At 66.6% G+C, this 19,300-nt stretch carries 11 protein-coding genes; all 11 read left to right on the top strand.

Going from position 1 to position 19,300, the window contains the following annotated elements; genetic code table 11:
* Positions 1-90 precede the first annotated feature (90 nt).
* A protein-coding gene (gene prfB, locus HBF26_RS02185) for a peptide chain release factor 2 (RefSeq protein WP_167122605.1) occupies positions 91-1,216 on the top strand; the annotation gives its coding sequence in 2 pieces (ribosomal slippage) (positions 91-165 and positions 167-1,216; 1,125 coding nt in all).
* A 52-nt stretch (positions 1,217-1,268) separates the two neighbouring features.
* On the top strand, positions 1,269-2,801 hold the full coding sequence (gene lysS, locus HBF26_RS02180) for a lysine--tRNA ligase (RefSeq protein ID WP_167122603.1): 1,533 nt from the start codon (positions 1,269-1,271) through the stop codon (positions 2,799-2,801).
* A 70-nt stretch (positions 2,802-2,871) separates the two neighbouring features.
* Entirely contained in the window at positions 2,872-3,540 is a 669-nt protein-coding gene (locus tag HBF26_RS02175; protein WP_167122601.1) for a hypothetical protein, read from the top strand.
* A 50-nt stretch (positions 3,541-3,590) separates the two neighbouring features.
* Positions 3,591-3,890, top strand: a complete 300-nt coding sequence (locus HBF26_RS02170) for a YciI family protein (RefSeq protein WP_167122599.1) — start codon at positions 3,591-3,593, stop codon at positions 3,888-3,890.
* On the top strand, positions 3,887-4,150 hold the full coding sequence (locus tag HBF26_RS02165; RefSeq protein ID WP_167122597.1) for a BolA/IbaG family iron-sulfur metabolism protein: 264 nt from the start codon (positions 3,887-3,889) through the stop codon (positions 4,148-4,150). Before HBF26_RS02170 ends, HBF26_RS02165 begins: the two co-directional genes overlap by 4 nt.
* A 981-nt stretch (positions 4,151-5,131) precedes the next feature.
* Positions 5,132-8,632 carry a chromosome segregation protein SMC gene (smc, locus tag HBF26_RS02160; RefSeq protein ID WP_167122595.1) on the top strand — a complete coding sequence of 1,167 codons (3,501 nt, stop codon included), beginning with the start codon at positions 5,132-5,134 and terminating at the stop codon, positions 8,630-8,632.
* A 23-nt stretch (positions 8,633-8,655) separates the two neighbouring features.
* Positions 8,656-9,642, top strand: a complete 987-nt coding sequence (zipA, locus tag HBF26_RS02155; protein ID WP_167122593.1) for a cell division protein ZipA — start codon at positions 8,656-8,658, stop codon at positions 9,640-9,642.
* A gap of 4 nt (positions 9,643-9,646) precedes the next feature.
* Complete coding sequence (locus HBF26_RS02150) at positions 9,647-10,276, top strand: FMN-binding negative transcriptional regulator (RefSeq protein WP_167122591.1); 630 nt, start codon at positions 9,647-9,649, stop codon at positions 10,274-10,276.
* Between the two features lie 242 nt (positions 10,277-10,518).
* On the top strand, positions 10,519-13,788 hold the full coding sequence (locus HBF26_RS02145) for a maltotransferase domain-containing protein (protein ID WP_167122589.1): 3,270 nt from the start codon (positions 10,519-10,521) through the stop codon (positions 13,786-13,788).
* 3 nt (positions 13,789-13,791) lie between these two features.
* On the top strand, positions 13,792-17,109 hold the full coding sequence (gene treS, locus HBF26_RS02140) for a maltose alpha-D-glucosyltransferase (protein WP_167122587.1): 3,318 nt from the start codon (positions 13,792-13,794) through the stop codon (positions 17,107-17,109).
* Positions 17,106-19,292, top strand: coding sequence for a 1,4-alpha-glucan branching protein GlgB (glgB, locus tag HBF26_RS02135; protein WP_425482959.1), 2,187 nt, complete (start codon positions 17,106-17,108; stop codon positions 19,290-19,292). The genes treS and glgB overlap by 4 nt, the downstream gene beginning before the upstream one ends.
* Positions 19,293-19,300: the final 8 nt, after the last annotated feature.

The following is a 19,300-nucleotide window of genomic DNA, read 5'->3' as shown; positions in this document are numbered from 1 at the left end:
GGGTGCTGCGATGCGGAAGGGGCAGGCATTTGGTAACATTACCCGCTTTAGCCGGCGTGCTCCGACGCCGCCCCATCAGGCCAGCCGACCATGATCGAAACCAATCCGATCCTCGCGCAGATCGCGGACCTCAAGGGCCGCGTCGAGTCGCTTAGGGGGTATCTTTGACTACGCCGTCAAGAAAGAACGGCTAGAGGAAGTCAACCGCGAACTCGAGAGTCCCAACGTGTGGGACGACCCGAAGCGCGCCCAGGAGCTCGGCCGCGAACGCGCCCAGCTCGATACCATCGTCACCGGCATCGACGAGATGACGGCCGCGCTCGACGACGCCAAGGAGCTGCTCGACATGGCGGCCGCCGATGGCGACGAGGCCACCGTGCAGTCCATCGTGGACGACCTGAACAAGGTCGACGCCCGCGTGAGCAAGCTCGAATTCCAGCGCATGTTCTCCGGCAAGCTCGACGCCGCCCCGGCGTTCGTCGACATCCAGGCCGGCGCCGGCGGCACCGAGGCGCAGGACTGGGCGGAAATGCTCCTTCGCATGTACCTGCGCTGGGCCGAGTCGCGCGGCTGGAAGGCCGAGCTCATGGAAGTCTCCGGCGGCGAAGTCGCGGGCATCAAGTCCGCCACGTTCCGTGTGGAAGGCGACTACGCCTACGGCTGGCTGAAAACGGAGATCGGCGTGCACCGCCTGGTGCGCAAGAGCCCGTTCGACTCCGACAACCGCCGGCACACCAGTTTCACCTCGGTGTTCGTGTCGCCCGAAGTGGACGACGACATCGAGATCGACATCAATCCGGCCGACCTCAAGACCGACGTCTATCGTTCGTCGGGCGCCGGCGGCCAGCACGTGAACAAGACCGAGTCGGCGGTGCGCATCACGCATATTCCGACCAACACGGTCGTGGCTTGCCAGACCGAGCGCAGCCAGCACGCCAACCGCGATCGCGCCATGAAGATGCTGAAGGCGAAGCTGTACGAACTGGAAGTGCAGAAGCGCAACGCCGAGAAGGACGCACTGGAAGCCACCAAGTCCGACATCGGCTGGGGCAGCCAGATCCGCAACTACGTGCTCGACCAGTCTCGCATCAAGGACCTCCGCACCGGCATCGAACGCTCCGACACCCAGAAGGTGCTCGATGGCGACCTCGACGAATTCGTCGAGGCAAGCCTCAAGGCGGGCCTCGAAGCCGGCTCCAAGCGCATCGACGCCTGATAACCCCCCGGGGGCTTCGACCCCCGCATCCACCTCGAAACCAACCCAAGCCATGACCGAAAACGCCAACGCCACAGCCTCCGCCACCGCTGCCGACGAGAACCGCCTCATCGCCGAGCGTCGCGAGAAACTGAAAGCGCTGCGCGCGCAGGGCATCGCTTACCCGAACGACTTCAAGGTGGACAGCTTCGCCGGCGACCTGCAGGACGAGTTCGCCGACAAGGACACCTGGACCGCCGAGGCCATCGAGGCAGCGCCGCGTCGCGTGGCTGTTGCCGGACGCATCATCCTCATGCGCGGGCAGGGCAAGGTCAGCTTCGTGCAGATGCAGGACGGCACCGGCCGCATCCAGCTGTTCGTGCACCAGGGCACCGTGGGCGAGGAAGGCTACGAGGCGTTCAAGCGCTGGGATCTCGGCGACATCGTCGGGGCCACCGGCGTGCTCATGCGTACCAAGACGGGCGAGTTGTCCGTCAAGGTCGAGGCCATCCGCCTGCTCACGAAGTCGCTGCGCGGCCTGCCGGACAAGCACCACGGCCTGGCCGACGTCGAGCAGCGTTATCGCCAGCGTTACGTCGACCTCATCGTCACCGAGGAATCGCGCCGCACGTTCGCGCTTCGTTCGAAGATCATCAGCCACGTGCGCCGCTGGCTCGAAGCCGAGCCGCGCCGCTTCATGGAAGTGGAAACGCCGATGATGCACGTGATCCCCGGCGGTGCCACCGCACGGCCGTTCACCACGCATCACAACGCGCTCGACATCCCGCTTTTCCTGCGCGTGGCGCCGGAGCTTTACCTGAAGCGCCTGGTGGTCGGCGGCTTCGACCGCGTCTACGAGATCAACCGCAACTTCCGTAACGAAGGCGTGTCCACGCGGCACAACCCCGAGTTCACGATGCTGGAGTTGTACCAGGCCTATGCCACGTACCACGAGGTCATGGACCTCACCGAGGGCATGATCCGTTCGGCCGCGGCAGACGTCGTGGGCAGCACGGTCATCGAATGGGATGGCGCCACCGTCGACCTCGGCCCGGCCTTCCGCCGCTGGCGCATGGAAGACGCCGTGCTCGAACTCAACCCCGAGATCAAGCCGGGCGAGTTGCGCGACCGCGAGGCCATGGCCGCCCATGCCGCCCGCCTGGGCATCCATGTGAAGCCTTCGTACGGCTGGGGCAAGCTTCTGCTCGAAATCTTCGAAGCCACCGTCGAGCACACCCTGGTCCAGCCCACCTTCATCACCGATCATCCGGTGGAAGTCTCGCCGCTGGCGCGCGAGAGCGACACCGACAAGGGCATCACCGATCGCTTCGAGCTCTTCATCAACGGCAAGGAAATCGCCAACGGCTTCTCGGAACTCAACGATTCCGAAGACCAGGCGGCACGCTTCCAGGCCCAGGTGGATGCGAAGGAGGCCGGCGACGACGAGGCCATGCACTACGACGCCGACTACATTCGCGCGCTCGAAGTAGGTCTGCCGCCCACCGGCGGCCTCGGCGTCGGCATCGACCGCCTCGTGATGCTGCTCACCGGCTCGTCGTCCATCCGCGACGTGCTGCTGTTCCCGACCATGCGTCCCGAGGCCTGAGCTGGCGGGACGCGGTCGAGCCGGTGCACGATGCGCCGTTGTCGTTTGCTTTCGTTACAGGGGATTACGAATGCAGGTTCGCTCTTTCTTCTTTGCGCTGATCGCCGGCGCTTCCGTTCTGCTGGCCGGCTGCGGCGAGGCCGTCAAAAGAGCCCCGGTGCCTTTGGACCAGTCGCTGCTGCCCGCGACCATCTATGTTCCGTCCTGCCCGCCGTACGAGGGATTCGAGGGCTTGCCCCAGCGTGACTGGTTGGCCGGCGACCTCAGCTGCCGGGCGATGCACGAACGGCTGGGTCTCGCGCTGCAGCCTGCTGCAGGCAAGGTGCGGATCGTCGATTACGTGTGGTCGAAGGACGCGGAAAGGTTCGCGGTCGATCCGGACAAGGCCACGGAGGCGTCCATCGGCAGCCGGTATCGCGTCGTGCTCCGGCCGGTCTACGCATCGCGCCTGCGTACACCGGGCCTGAGCCCCGCGCGTCCGCCGGGATCCATCGGCGGATTCCAGAAGGAACTCTCGGTGTGGGAAGACCTCGCGGTCTTTTCCGCGACGACCGATGAGGAGATCGGCGAGGCATCGCTCGTCTCGATGCAGGGCGGAGGGGGCGCCGACGAGATGGCGCCGCTCATTGCCGGTGGCATCATGGGGTCGCGCTGCCAGGCCTTGAACAAGTTTTCGCTGAAGGCGTTCGGTCATGTCATGGACGGCTGCAAGACCTTCGCGCTGTATCCAGTCGACTGACGGACAGGCGGCAGCGTTACAATCAGCGATTTCCCGCAGGAACCCAGCCCATGTGGTACGCCATCGTCGCCCTCGATCATCCGAACTCGCTTGAGAAGCGCATGGCCGCGCGCCCGGCGCACGTCGCTCGGCTCAAGGCGCTGCTCGAGGAAGGGCGCCTGAAGCTGGCCGGGCCGTTTCCGGCCATAGACTCGGAAGACCCGGGCGAGGCGGGTTTCGACGGCAGCATGATCGTGGCCCAGTTCCCGGACCTGTCGGCCGCCAAGGCCTGGGCCGAAGCCGATCCGTACGTCGAGGCTGGCGTCTATCGCGATGTGGCCGTTCGTCCGTTCCGGGTGGTCCTTCCGTGACCGTCGAGAAGGTCGAGCGCATCCGACACCTGCTCACGCAGGCGCTGGCGCCGGTCGAACTGGACGTGATCGACGAAGGCCACAAGCACGTGGGGCATTCGGGGCAGGGCAAAGGCCACTTCTTCGCCCGGATCGTCAGCCCCGCCTTCACCGGCAAGAACCCCATCCAGCGGCATCGCATGGTGTACGAGGCACTCGGCGACATGATGCCCGACGGCATCCACGCCCTGTCGATCGAAGCAAAGGCGCCGGGCGAATAGGAGCGCGCGTTGCGCGTTCTTTGGTGTCTGTTGGTTCTCGCTTCGTAAGGTGGGCTCGCCTGTTCGGCCTCGCATCGGCGCCTGTTTCGTGGCTTGAAAGCCGGCAGCCGACGGTGCGGTGGCATGTGGTGTGTAGTGCGTGGCGTGGCGTCGTTTTGTCCGTCTGTGGCGACCGTCCGCGCTTGAGTCGCTGGGTGCCTGCTTTCGCAGGCACGACGGTAGTTGGGAGTCTCTTGCGTGTTGTGTAGGAGCGAGCCCTGCGCGTTTATGCCCGTGTCGGGTACGACAGCTTTTCGCGCCAGTCCACACGCTGGCGCGCCAGCTCCCAGGTTCGGCCTCAAAACATGTCGTACCCGACACGGGCATAAACGCGCAAGGCGTGCTCGTACGACGTTCCCTCTTCGCACGAGATACGATCGTGCTCTGTGGGAGCCGGCTTCGCCGGCGATCCCGCGGCAGCGGGCCCGCTTGCCGCGAGCACCCATCGCCGCTGAAGCGGCTCCCACAAGAGCGCGATGCAACGGCATCACAGCGTCCCCACCAACCGTCGTGCCTGCGAAAGCAGGCACCCAGCGCCCCGGTCGGCAATAGGCGAAAGCAAATCATCGGCTCGCGCTCCGCTCTCCCACCAACACTCCGCACCATCGGCACTGGCTTTCAGAAACCGGCACAGGCACCACGAGCGAGGCCGAACAGGCGAGCCCACCCTACGAAGCGAAACACCCCGCAAAAACGGCGTCAGATCGCCTCTGAGGATTCGCGAAGCAGGTCCTTCTAAGGTCATAAGCAAAGTCCCCCGTCGCCCATCTGCCAGAAGAACGCATCGGAAACGCGGCCTCACTCTCACATTTCAATAGGTTACAGCGGCTTTCTCGTGTAACCTCGCGTATTGCGCGCCCCGTCCCCGTTTGGCAAAGTGGTCGATCAGCCGGGGGGAGGCTCCCGAGCGGGGCCCACGGCCGCGTCCCAACGGAAACCATAATGCGTCTGACCACGATCAAGCTGGCGGGATTCAAGTCCTTCGTCGATCCCACCACGCTGCACCTGCCCACCAATATGACCGGCGTCGTCGGCCCGAATGGCTGCGGCAAGTCGAACATCATCGACGCCATCCGTTGGGTCATGGGGGAGTCGGCCGCCAGCCGCCTTCGCGGCGACTCCCTCACCGACGTCATCTTCTCCGGGTCCAGCGCGCGCAAGCCCGTGGGCCAGGCGGCGGTCGAGCTCATCTTCGACAATGGCGACGGTACCATCCAGGGCGAATACGCCAGCTTCGCCGAAATCTCGGTCAAGCGCGTGGTGAGCCGCGACGGCCAGTCGGCCTATTTCCTCAACGGCGCGCGCTGCCGCCGCCGCGACATCACCGATCTTTTCCTCGGCACCGGCCTGGGCCCGCGGTCCTACTCGATCATCGAGCAGGGCATGATCAGCCAGATCATCGAAGCGGCACCGGAGGAACTGCGCACGCACCTGGAGGAAGCCGCGGGCATCTCCAAGTACAAGGAGCGGCGCAAGGAAACCGAGAGCCGCATCAAGTCCACCCGCGAGAACCTCGACCGCGTGCGCGACGTGCGCGACGAGGTGGAAAAACAGCTGGAACACCTGAATCGGCAGGCCCGCGCCGCCGAACGCTGGAAGGCCTTCAAGGAAGAACACACGCGCCGCGAAGCGGAACTGCGCGCGCTCGAATACAGAAGCCTGCACCGCCAGCACGAGGGCGAAGGTTCCGGCCTGCGCGAAGCCGAACTGGAAATCGAAAAGCACCTCGCGTCGCAGCGACAGGTCGAGGCGCAGCTGGAAAGCGTGCGCGAGCGGCACCATGGCGCCAGCGAACATTTGAATCAGGTGCAGGCCGAGGTCTACAAGGTCGGCGCCGAGATTGCCCGCGTGGAGCAACAGGTGCGGCACAACCGCGACCTGAGCGAGCGCCTGACCCGTTCCCGCGCCGACGCCGAGCGCGAGCACGAGGAACTGCAGGGCCACATCGCGGCAGACCGCGAACAGATCGAGACCTTGCGCATGGCGCTTGCCGAAGGCGAGCCCAAGCTGGAGGCCCTGCAACAGATCCAGGATGAAACCGGCGAGGCGCAGCGCGCTACCGAAGCCCGCCTGGCCGACTGGCAGCAGCGTTGGGACGCGCACACCCGCGGCGCCTCGGAGTCCAGCCGCGCGGCCGAGGTGGAGCGTACGAAGCTCGCCTACCTCGATCGCCAGTCCGTGGATCTCTCGCGCCGCCGCGAAGCACTGGAAGCCGAGCAGCGCGCTACCGATGTCGCCGCGCTCGACGCCGCGGCAGAGCAGCTCGACACCGAACACGAAACCCAGCGCGAGCGCGTCGAACACCTTGGCGGCGTGCTCGACCAGCACAAGGCGGCCTACGAGGGTGCCCTCGAGGAAGAACGTCAGGTGCAGTCGGCACTGAACGACGCCCGGCAGCAGCTGCAGACCGCGCGTGGCCGCCAGGCTTCGCTCGAAGCGCTACAGACGGCGGCGCTCGGCCAGGAAGAATCCGCGGCCACCGGCTGGCTCGCACGGCTGGGGCTGGATCGTTCCCGCCGCCTCGGCGAATCGCTGCAGGTCGACGCCGGTTACGAATCGGCCGTGGAGACGGTGCTCGCAGGTGTGCTCGATGGCGTGCTGGTCGACGCACCGGACGCCCTTGCCGGCGAGTTCGCCTCGCTGGGCGAGGCCGACGTGGCCCTGTTCGCGGGTGCAACCGGCGGTCCCGGCAGCCCGGGTACGCTGGCCGCCCATGTGCGCGGTCCGCTCGCGGCGGTGAATCTGCTGGGCAACATCTTCGTGGTGGATTCGGTCGAAGAAGGCGCTGCCCGCGTAGACTCGCTGGCAGCCCATCAATCCGTGATCACTCGCGACGGCGCATGGATGGGCCCGGGTTGGGTGCGTATACGCCGTGCCTCCGGCAACCAGGTGGGCGTACTGGCCCGCGAACGCGACCTGCGCCAGCTCAACGAGCAGATCGAGACGCTCGAAGCTGCCATCGAGGAACGCACGGAACAACTGGAAGGCCTGCGCACGCGCAAGTTCGAAACGGAACGCCAGCGCGATGACGCGCAGCGCGACCTCTACGCGGCGCATCGCCGCCTGTCGGAACTCGCGGGGCAGTTGCAGAGCCATCGCGGCAAGATGGAAACGGCGCGCGCGCGCGCCGAAAAGGTTGGCGGCGAAATCTCCGCGATCGTCGACCAGCTCGACGAACTGGAAAGCCAGACGCGTGAAGCCCGCGCGCGCCTCGACGAGGCCGTGGGGCATATGGGCGATCGCGAAGACGAGCGCCGCGGGCTGGAGAACGAACGCCGCGAACTGCTCGAGGCGCGCGAGGAAGCCCGCATCAACGCGCGCGAGGCCGCCGAGCAGGCGCATCAGCTGGCGCTGGGCATGGAATCCAAGCGCGCGGCGCTCGCCTCGCTGGAACAGGCGCTGGCGCGCCTGGACACGCAGCTGCGGCAGGTGGTGGCGCGCCGCGACGAGATCGATCAGCAGCTCGCGGCGGGTTCCGACCCCATCGCCGAACTGGAAGCCGAGCGGCAGACCTACCTCGACCAGCGACTGCTGGTCGACCGGCAACTCGTGGAGGCGCGCCGCGCCCTCGAAGATTGCGACGCGGAGTTCCGCAAGCTGGAGCAGGACCGCCAGCGCATCGAGCACGTGCTCAACCAGGTGCGCGAGAGCGTTTCGGAGAAGCGCCTCGCGGCCCAGGCCCTGCAATTGCGCGCGGACCAACTGGCGCAGGCCATCGTCGCGTCGGGCCTGGAACTCGAAGCCCTGCTGTCCGAGCTGCCCGAAGACGCCGAGCCGGAGCGCTGGCAGCAGCAGCTTGTCGATCTCTCGCAGAAGATCGCCCGGCTGGAGCCCGTCAACCTCGCCGCCATCCAGGAGCACGCCGAGCAGTCGCAGCGCAAGGAGTACCTCGACGCGCAGCTCACCGATCTCGCCGGCGCGCTGGAAACCCTGGAAGGCGCGATCAAGAAGATCGATCGCGAAACCCGGCAGCGTTTCAAGGAAACGTTCGACCGCGTGAACGCAGGCGTGCAGGAACTGTTCCCGCGCCTGTTCGGTGGCGGCCACGCCTACCTGGAACTCACCGGCGAAGACCTGCTCGACACCGGCGTGGCGATCATGGCCCGTCCGCCGGGCAAGCGCGTGTCCAACATCACCTTGCTGTCGGGTGGCGAGAAGGCGCTCACCGCCGTGTCGCTCGTGTTCGCCATCTTCGGTCTCAACCCGGCGCCGTTCTGCCTGCTGGACGAAGTGGACGCACCGCTCGACGAGGCCAACGTGGGCCGCTTCTCCGCCATGGTGCGCGAGATGAGCGAGAAGGTGCAGTTCATCTTCGTGAGCCACAACAAGGCCACGATGGAAGCCGCGCACCAGCTCTGCGGCGTTACCATGCGCGAACCGGGCGTCTCGCGTCTCGTCCAGGTCGATCTGGCCGAGGCCTCGAAACTCGCCGGCGTCGCCTGAGCATTACCTAAGGAATCGTACCCATGAATCCCGCCATCGGCCTCGCCTGGAATCCCGCGGTAGGCATCCCGATGCTGTTCGTCGGCATCGTCGTGCTCGTGCTGCTCTGGCTGTTCGGCCAGCCGCGCAAGGAGCAGGGGCGGCGCAAGCCCATGCCGGAGCAGCCGGAGCGTGCCCGCGAGCGGCGCGAACCGGTGTTCGGCGACGAGGCGGAAAGCGATGCCGACGGGGAAGGGCTGACATCGTTCCGCGCGCGCGAAGACGACGACGCCAACGATCCGCTTTTCAATCCCCGGCCTGCCCAGGGCGAGCTCGACGTCGACCTGCGCGCGGAACTCGAGCGCCTGGGTGCCTCGCTTGCGGGCGAGCGCACCGCTTCGGCCGCACCCGTCCTGCAGGACGAACCCGAGGCGCGCCCGGGCCGGGTGGACCCCCGTCTGGACCTTCCCTTCGAGATGGACGAGCCGGTGGCCGCTGCACCGGCCCCTGCGCCCGCACCGGCTCCGCCGCCGCCGCCGAGGACGCCGCCCCGTTCCGACCTCGGCCGCCGTCCGTCCAATGCGCCGGTCGAGCGCATCGTCAGCCTCTACGTCGTCGCCCGCGAAGGCAGCAAGTTCAACGGCAGCGACCTCGTGGTGGCGGCCGAGAAGGCCGGCCTCGAATTCGGCGACATGGGCATCTACCACCGCCTGGTGGACGGCCATCCGGAGCAAGGCCCGATCTTCAGCGTGGCCAACCTCGTGAAGCCGGGCAATTTCGACATGGCCCGCATCGCCACGTTGCAGACCCCGGGCCTTTCCTTCTTCATGGCGCTGCCGGGACCGGTTCCCGCACTGGATGCCTGGGACGCCATGCTGCCCACCGCGCAGCGCCTGGCCGAACTGCTCGATGGCCTGGTTCTGGACGAGGAGCGCAACGCGCTCGGTCGCCAGCGCATCGCCCATATTCGCGACGAGCTGCGCGGCTGGGATCGCGGGCACGAAGGCGAAGAGATCAAGTTCGGGCAATAAGCCGATGTACACGCCGAAGGATTTCGTCGAGTCGCGCCTGCCGGTCCTGCACGACGCCATCCGGGCGAACGCGTTCGGCACGCTGGTGACGGCGGGCGAGGGCGGCATCGAGGCCACGCACGTTCCGTTCGTGCTGGCCCGCGACGAAGGCCCCATGGGCACCCTCTACGCCCACGTGGCACGCGGCAACGACCATGTCGCGCGGCATGCGGGCGAGGTGCTTTCGATGTTCACCGGGCCGCATGCGTACATCTCGCCGAATGGCTATCCCGGCAAGGCCACGCACCATCGCGAAGTGCCCACCTGGAACTACATCGCCGTGCACGCATACGGTACGGCGGAGACGTTCACCGACCCGGACCGCCTGCTGGACCTGCTGTCGCGCCTGACGGAGCAGTCCGAGCACGACACCGGCCAAGCACAGCCCTGGAAGCTGAGCGACGCCCCGGCGGACTACGTGGCGCCGATGCTGCGAGGCATCGTCGGCATCCGCATTCCCATTGCCCGTATTGAAGGGAAGTGGAAGCTCGGACAGAACCGCCCCGCGGCAGACCGCGAGGGCTCGGCGCGGTTGCTGGAGCAGTGCCCGGGCGACAACGAGCAGGCCATCGCCGAGGCAATGCGTTCGGTGTAAGCCACTGTCATTCCTGAAGCCCCCGTCATTCCTGCTAAAGCAGGAATCCAGCGCTTCGCCGTTCGACCGGAGACCGAGGCCCTGGGTCCCTGCTTTCGCAGGGACGACGACACCGTCCGGCATTCACACTCCCGCAACGCCCGGATGCGTCACTGTCCTAGCCTTCGCGTGCCCGGGTCATTGGCACGATGCATACATCCGGCCCGGCATGCTTGTGTCCATTCCCCAGGAACGCGAGTCACATGCAGGCCAGCCACAGCGCGCCCTTTCGTATCTATTACCTGCATCCCCTTCTCGCGGGGCCGCTGACCGCCTGGAACGCGTGGATCGAACAAGCCGCCGGGCTCGGGTTCCGCCAGCTGCTCGTCGCGCCACCCTTTGCAGCGTCGCCTTGCGGGGACGTGTTCGTCACGCGCGATTTCGATCGCATCAACCCCGCGCTCGGCGACGGCGATGCGACGACGCGCCTTGCCCAGCTCGCCAAGGCGTGCAGGGCGCACAACCTGGAATTGTGGCTGGATCTCCCGCTCGACGAACTCTCGTCCGATGCTCCGTTGCGCGCGGAGCACCCGGAATGGTTCCGCGCGGTAGCGGCGCAGCACGGCACGCCGGACCCGCGCTGGACCCCCAGCGAGAGCGACAGTGTGCGTTGGCGCCTGAACGATCCGGACGTGGCCGCGGCCGCCGGCGCATGGTGGGCCGAGCGCCTGCGCCACTGGATCGCGGCGGGGGTCTCGGGCTTTCGCGTGGTTCACCCGCAGCGGCTGCGTGCGACCGCATGGAAGACCCTGATTGACGCCGTCCACACGGGCGCGCCGCGCGCGTCCTTCCTGGCGTGGACGCCGGGTCTTACCCCGGACGAAGTGGCGGCCCTCGAGGGCGCCGGGTTCGACGCCGTCGTGTCGTCCGCCAACTGGTGGGATTTTCGCGCCCCCTGGTTTGCCCAGGAAGCGGAGCGTCTGGCCGCGGTGGCGCCTGCGCTCGCGTGCGTGGAGGAACCGTTCGCCAAGCGGCTCGGGGACGAACTCGGCGAGGAGAACCAGTTGGCGCATGCGTACGGGCGCGCCGTCGCGTTCAGCGCGACGTCTCCCGCGGGCTGGATGATGCCGATGGGCTTCGAATACGCGGTGCACGACGCGCTCGATCCGCGCCGGGGCAGCGCACTCACGCCGTCCGCGCTCGCGAAGGACGGTGTCCTGGATCTATCCGCGGCCGTGAGGGCAGCCAATGCGGCCATCGGCGCGACGGTGGCCGCGCGCCCGGAGGTGGTCGTTCGCGGTGGCGTCGCGAGTTTCCTCACCCTGGACACGATGGACTCGCGCACCTCGCCGGGCGCGACGCTCACCCTGGTGAATGCCTCACTGGACCGCGAGGTGGCGGTCCCGACGGCGGATGCGTTGATCGGCGCCGCCACGCACTTCGCGCCCTGGACGGCACCCGACGGCCGCAAGGTCTTCGACCAGGGAGAGGGCATCACGCTGTCCCCGGGCGAGGTGCTGACCCTGCGCGGCACGCCGTCCACTCCCATCAAGCGCAAGCTGGGCGCCGGGGCGCAGAAGGAGTGGCTGCAGGAGGCGACGCGCGCTCCACACGTCATGATCGAGGCGGTGCAGCCGACTGTCGACGGCGGCCGGTTTCCTGCCAAACGCATCGTCGGTCAGGCCGTGACGGTCACCGCCGATGTCTTCATGGACGGCCACGACGTGCTCGCGGCTCGCCTGCGTTACCGGGCGGCGGACGAGAAAGCGTGGCGCGAGGCCCCCATGGTCCTCGTGAACAACGATATCCACACGGCATCGTTCACACCGACGCGCATCGGCCGTTACGAATTCCAGGTCGAGGCGTGGCGCGATCCTTTTGCCACGTACCGCCACGAGATCGAGGTAAAGCACGCCGCGAATGTTCCCCTCGCACTGGAACTGGAAGAGGGCAGGCTGCTGGTCGAAAGGCGGGCCGCCGGCGCCACGGGCCCCAGGGCGAAGGCGCTGCGCCATCTCGCCGCGGCGGTAGCGAAGAGCGAAGGCGACGAGCGGCTGGAATGGCTGCTGGCCGAAAGCACGCTCGCACTCATGACGGCAACCGACCCGCGCGAGCAATCCAGCACCACGCCTGCGTACCCCCTCGAGGTGGACCGGCGCGAGGCCACCTTCGCCAGCTGGTACGAACTCTTCCCGCGTTCCATGACGGCATCGAAGTCGGAGCACGGCACGTTCCGGAACACGATCGCGCGCCTGCCGGCGATCCGCGACATGGGCTTCGACGTACTGTACTTCCCGCCGATCCATCCGATCGGCAAGGCGTTCCGGAAAGGGCCGAACAACACCCTCACGCCGGGCCCGGACGACCCCGGCAGCCCGTACGCCATCGGCTCCCCCGATGGCGGGCACACCGACATCCATCCGCAGCTCGGCACGCTGGACGACTTCCGCGCGCTGCGCGACGCCGCTTACGAACACGGGCTGGAACTGGCCCTCGATTTCGCCATCCAGTGCTCGCCGGACCATCCGTGGCTGAAGGAGCACCCGGAATGGTTCGACTGGCGGCCGGACGGCAGCATCAAATACGCCGAGAATCCTCCGAAGAAGTACCAGGACATCGTCAATGTCGATTTCTACGCCGACGGCGCCGTGCCGTCGCTGTGGCAGGCATTGTGCGACGTGGTGCTGTTCTGGGCGGGCGAGGGCGTGCGCACCTTCCGTGTCGACAACCCGCACACCAAGCCGTTCCCGTTCTGGGAGTGGATGATCGCGCGCGTGCGCGCCAAATACCCCGATGCCCTGTTCCTGTCTGAGGCATTCACACGGCCGAAGCCGATGTATCGCCTGGCGAAAGTCGGATTCAGCCAGTCGTACACGTACTTCACCTGGCGCAATTCGAAGCAGGAATTCATCGATTACCTCACCGAGCTGACCACCACGGAGCCGAAGGAGTTCTTCCGTCCGAACTTCTTCGTCAACACGCCTGACATCAACCCGTACTTCCTGCAGACCTCGGGGCGGCCGGGGTTCCTGATCCGTGCGGCGCTGGCCACCACGCTGTCCGGCCTGTGGGGCATGTACTCCGGGTTCGAGATCTGTGAATCCGCGCCCATCCCCGGAAAGGAGGAATACCTCGATTCCGAGAAATACGAGATCCGCGTGCGCGACTTCGATACGCCCGGAAATATCGTGGCCGAGATCACCCGGCTGAACCACATCCGCAGGGCGCATCCCGCCCTGCAGTCGCACCTCGGCGTGCGCTTCCTGCCGGCGAACAACGACCAGGTCCTGTTCTTCGAAAAACGCGCGGGCGACGATCTCGTCCTCGTGGCGATCAGCATGGACCCGCACAACGCGCAAGCGGCCGACCTGTCCCTGCCGCTCGCCGACTGGGGACTCTCCGCAGACGCTACCCTCGACGTACAGGACCTCCTGCACGACCAACATTTAAGCTGGCGCGGCACGACGCAGCACGTATGGCTTGGCCTCGGCCAGCCGTATGCGGTGTGGCAGGTGCGGCTTCCCGGAGTCTGATCCATGGCAACCCGAAACAAGGGAAAGAAGAAAACGGTCGCCCCCGACTTCTCGAGCGATCCGCTCTGGTACAAGGACGCGATCATCTACCAGGTGCACCTGAAGTCGTATTTCGATTCGAACGACGACGGCGTGGGCGATTTTCAAGGACTGATCGACAAGCTCGACTACATCGCCGAACTCGGCGTGAACACGCTGTGGCTGCTGCCGTTCTATCCCAGCCCGCGCCGTGATGACGGCTACGATATCGCCGAGTACAAGGCGGTGCACCCCGATTACGGCAAGCTGTCGGACGCCCGGCGCTTCATCGCCGAGGCGCATGCGCGTGGCTTGCGTGTCATCACCGAGCTGGTCATCAACCACACCTCGGATCAGCACCCGTGGTTCCAGCGCGCGCGGCACGCGAAGAAGGGCTCCGCGGCCCGCAATTTCTATGTCTGGTCCGATACCGATCAGGCATACGACGGCACGCGCATCATCTTCCTCGACACGGAAAAGTCGAACTGGACGTGGGACCCGGTGGCCGGCCAGTACTTCTGGCATCGCTTCTTCTCGCACCAGCCCGATCTCAACTTCGACAACCCGGCGGTGTTGAAGGCGGTCATGGACGTGATGCGCTTCTGGCTCGACATGGGCGTGGACGGCCTCCGCCTCGACGCGGTGCCGTACCTCATCGAGCGCGAGGGCACGAACAATGAGAACCTGCCCGAGACGCATGCGATCCTGAAGCTCATGCGTGCGGAGATCGACCAGCACTATCCCGACCGCATGCTCCTGGCCGAGGCCAACCAGTGGCCGGAAGACACGCAGGACTACTTCGGCAACGGCGACGAATGCCACATGGCGTTCCACTTCCCGCTGATGCCGCGCATGTACATGGCCATCGCGCGCGAGGATCGTTTCCCCATCACTGACATCATGCGGCAGACGCCGGCTATTCCGGACAACTGCCAGTGGGCGATCTTCCTGCGCAACCATGACGAGCTGACCCTCGAAATGGTCACCGACAACGAGCGCGATTACCTGTGGCAGACCTATGCCGCCGATCGCCGTGCGCGCATCAACCTCGGCATCCGGCGCCGTCTCGCGCCGTTGCTCGAGCGTGACCGCCGCCGCATCGAACTCATGAACGCGCTGTTGCTGTCGATGCCCGGTACGCCGGTGCTGTATTACGGCGACGAGATCGGCATGGGCGACAACATCCACCTGGGCGATCGCGACGGCGTGCGTACTCCGATGCAGTGGTCGGTGGACCGCAACGGCGGATTCTCCCGCGCCGATCCGGCCAGCCTCGTGCTGCCGCCGATCATGGATCCGCTGTACGGTTTCCAGGCCATCAACGTCGAAGCCCAGTCGCGCGATCCGCACTCGCTGCTCAACTGGACGCGCCGCATGCTCGCCGTGCGCAAGCGCTACAAGGCCTTCGGGCGCGGTACGTTGAAGTTCCTCTATCCGGGCAATCGCAAGGTGCTTGCCTACCTGCGCGAATACGAGGGCGAGCACGTGCTTTGCGTGGCGAACATGTCCCGCTCGCTGCAGGCGGTGGAGCTGGATCTCGGCGCGTTCGACGGGCAGGTGCCCATCGAGATCATGGGCGGCTCCTCGTTTCCGCCCATCGGCCAGCTGCCGTACCTGCTGACGGTGCCGCCGTACGGGTTCTATGCGTTCCAGATTTGCCCGAACGCACAGATGCCGTCCTGGCACGAGGTGCCGGCCGAGCCCATGCCGGACTACGAAACGCTGGTGCTCCGCGGTGCGCTGGTGGAGGGCCCGGTGATGGCGCACCATCGCGGTGTGATCGAGAAACAGGTGCTCCCCGGTTACCTCGCCGTGCGGCGGTGGTTCGCGGCGAAGGACCGCGGTATCGAATCGGTGCGCATCCTTTACGCGGTGCCCTGGCCGGATCGCGGCGACGACCTGATTCTCACCGAGGTGGAGGCGACGCTGTCCGACGGCGGAAAAGAGCGCTACAGCCTGCCCGTCGGTATTGTCTGGGAGGACGAGAACCCGACCGCGCGCGCCCAACAGCTGGCTCTGGCCCGGGTTCGCCGGGGGCGGCGCATCGGGCTGCTGACCGACGGCTTCGCTCTCGAGGCTTTCGCCAGCGGCCTGCTCATCGGCCTGCGTCAGAACGCGGAGCTGCCGATGCACGGCGGTACGGTTCGTTTCGAAACCACCGCCGCCTTCGCCGGCATCACGTTCGATCACGATATCGAGAACCGCTGGCTCACCGCGGAACAATCGAACAGTTCCATGATCCTGCACGATGCGGGTGTGCTGAAGCTGTTCCGTCGCACATCGGCCGGCGTGAACCCCGAAGTCGAAATGGGCCGTTTCCTCACCGAGAACGGCTATGCGAACACCGCCCCCTTGCTCGGTGAAGTGGTACGCGTGGGCGAGCACGGCGAGCGCACCACGCTGGCGGTACTGCAGGGCTTTCTGCGTAACCAGGGCGACGCCTGGCGTTGGACCCTGGATTTCCTGCGCCGCAGTTACGACGAATACAGCCATTCCAACGACGAGGAAAGGAAGACGGAGATCGAAGGCGGCTACGACGCGTTCGCCACCGCCGTCGGCAGGCGGCTGGGCGAGTTGCATGCCTTGCTCGCCAGGCCGAGCGACTTGCCGGCCTTTTCCCCCGCGCCGGCGGACGGCGGCACGGCCGAGGCGTGGCGCGAAGCGGTGCGGGAGCAGGTGGGCAAGGCCCTGATGTCCCTGGATTCGACGACCGACGTGCCGGAGGCGCTCGCTGCCGAGGCGGAGAGTCTGCGTGGGCTGGCGGGGAAACTGGACGAGCGCATCGCGCGGTTGGCGGAGGCGGGACGCGGCGCACTGACTACGCGCACGCATGGTGACTTCCACCTGGGCCAGGTGCTCGTGGTACAGGACGATGCATACATCATCGATTTCGAAGGCGAACCGGCCCGGTCGCTGGAGGAACGGCGCAGCAAGACCTCGCCCTTGCGCGACGTGGCGGGTTTCCTGCGCTCGCTCGACTACGCGGCGGCCATGGCGCGCCGCGGCGAGGATGGGCTCGCTCCGATCGAAGACGAAGGCTTCGGCAGCTTCCTCATCCGCTTCCGGGCGCGTTCGTCGCAGGTGTTCCTTGACGCTTACCGCTCCGTTCTCGCCGAAGCATCGGTGCCGTGGATCGCCGCCGATGCGCTGGACGACGTACTGGAACTCTTCGTCATCGAAAAGGCGGCGTACGAGATCGGCTACGAGGCGGCCAATCGCCCCGGCTGGCTCGACGTGCCCGTACACGGTCTGCTGCGGCTCGCGCGCGGCGAGCCTGTGGTGGACGGGGAGGAGGGCTCGTGATCGATCCACGTACCTATGGGCTGCAAGACGAGGCTGCGGTGGACGCGCTGGTGGAAGGCCGCCATGGCGACCCGTTCGCGCTGCTGGGACCGCATCGCGTCGAAGGCCGCCGTGTCGTGCGCACCTTGCAGCCGGGCGCCAGGCGTGTCGAACTCATCGACGCGCAAGGGCGCGTGATCGGCGAATTGCAGTGTGTCCACACCGGCGGGCTCTTCGCCGGTTTCCTCGACGGCGACGAAGCGTATCGGCTGCGCGTGCACTGGCCCATGGCCACGCACGACACGCATGACGCGTATGCGTTCGGCACGCTGCTGGGCGAGGACGATCTGCGCCAGCTCTCCGAAGGCACGCATATCGAACTCTTCCGCTGCCTTGGCGCGCATCCCGTCACGATCGACGGGGTGCATGGCGTGCGCTTTGCCGTGTGGGCACCCAACGCCAAGCGGGTGAGCGTCGTCGGCGACTTCGACAGCTGGGATGGACGCCGTCACCCCATGCGCAAACGCGTGCCCGCCGGCGTGTGGGAATTGTTCGTTCCGGGCCTGCTGCCGGGGGCGCGCTACAAGTACGAGATCTGGGGCGCCGACGGCTCGCTCACGCAGCGGGCCGATCCCGTCGCCCTGGCCGCGGAACTGCCGCCGGCGACGGCGTCGATCGTCGCCGATCCTTCGGCCTTCCACTGGACGGACGACGACTGGCTGCGGCGCCGAGGCGCCCTCCATCATGCCGGCTCGCCGATCTCCATCTACGAACTGCACGCCGGCTCGTGGCTACGCGGGAAGGACGGGCGCGAACTGCATTGGGACGAGTTGGGTGAGCGCCTCATTCCCTATGTCGCGGGCCTGGGTTTCAGCCACATCGAGCTGCTGCCGATCTCGGAACATCCATTCGGCGGCTCGTGGGGTTACCAGCCCCTGGGTCAGTTCGCACCGACGTCGCGATTCGGCACGCCGGATGCGTTCGCCCGCTTCGTCGACCGGTGCCACGAGGCCGGCATCGGCGTGATCGTGGACTGGGTGCCTGCGCATTTCCCCACCGATATCCATGGCCTCGCGCACTTCGACGGCACGCCGTTGTACGAGCACGCCGATCCGCGCGAGGGTTTTCATCAGGACTGGAATACGCTGATCTTCAACCTCGGTCGCAACGAGGTGTCGGCTTACCTGATCGCCAGCGCGCTCGCGTGGCTTGAGCGGTTCCACGTGGACGGCCTGCGCGTGGACGCGGTAGCGTCCATGCTGTATCGCGACTACTCGCGCAAGCACGGCGAATGGGTGCCGAACAAGTACGGCGGGCGCGAAAACCTCGAGTCCATCGCGTTCCTCCGCCGCGTGAACCAGCTGGTGGCCGAGCGCCACCCGGACTGCATGACCATCGCCGAGGAATCCACCGCCTGGCCGGGCGTGACGCAACCGGTGGAGCAGGGCGGACTTGGCTTCACCTTCAAGTGGAACATGGGCTGGATGCACGATTCGCTCGAATACATGTCGCGCGATCCCATCCATCGCCGCTGGCACCACGGCGAGATGACCTTCAGCATGGTCTACGCGTATTCGGAGAAATTCGTGCTCCCGCTGTCGCACGACGAGGTGGTGCACGGCAAGCGTTCCCTGCTCGGACGCATGCCCGGCGACGAATGGCAGCGCTTCGCGAATCTTCGGGCTTACTATGGTTTCATGTGGGGGCACCCCGGCAAGAAGCTCTTGTTCACGGGCGGCGAAATCGCCCAGCCGCACGAATGGAACCACGATGCGCAGATCGCGTGGGAACTGCTCGACCATCCACTGCACCTGGGCGTGCAGAAGCTGGTGCGGGACCTCAATCGGGTCTATGGGGAGGTGCCGGCGCTGCATGCGTGGGATGCCGATCCGCGCGGCTTCCGCTGGGTTATCGGCGACGACGCCGAACAAAGCGTGTTCGCCTGGGTTCGTTTCGCCGAGGGCCATCGACCGGTGCTGGTCGTGAGCAACATGACGCCCGCCGTCCGGCACGGCTTCCGCGTGGGTGTGCCCGAGGGTGGTCGTTGGCGGGAGGCGATCAACTCCGACGCGTTCGAATACGGCGGTTCCGGCGTCGGCAACGAAGGCGAGCGGCACGCGCAGGGCGTTCCCGCCCATGGTTTCGAGCACTCGCTGGTCCTCAGCCTGCCGCCGCTCGCCACTGTCATCTTCGTCGCCGACTGATCAGGAGT

Origin of the sequence: Luteibacter jiangsuensis, from assembly GCF_011742555.1 — a bacterium.
In the GTDB taxonomy this organism is placed as follows: Bacteria; Pseudomonadota; Gammaproteobacteria; order Xanthomonadales; family Rhodanobacteraceae; genus Luteibacter; species Luteibacter jiangsuensis.
This window is presented reverse-complemented; position numbering and strand designations above follow the sequence as displayed.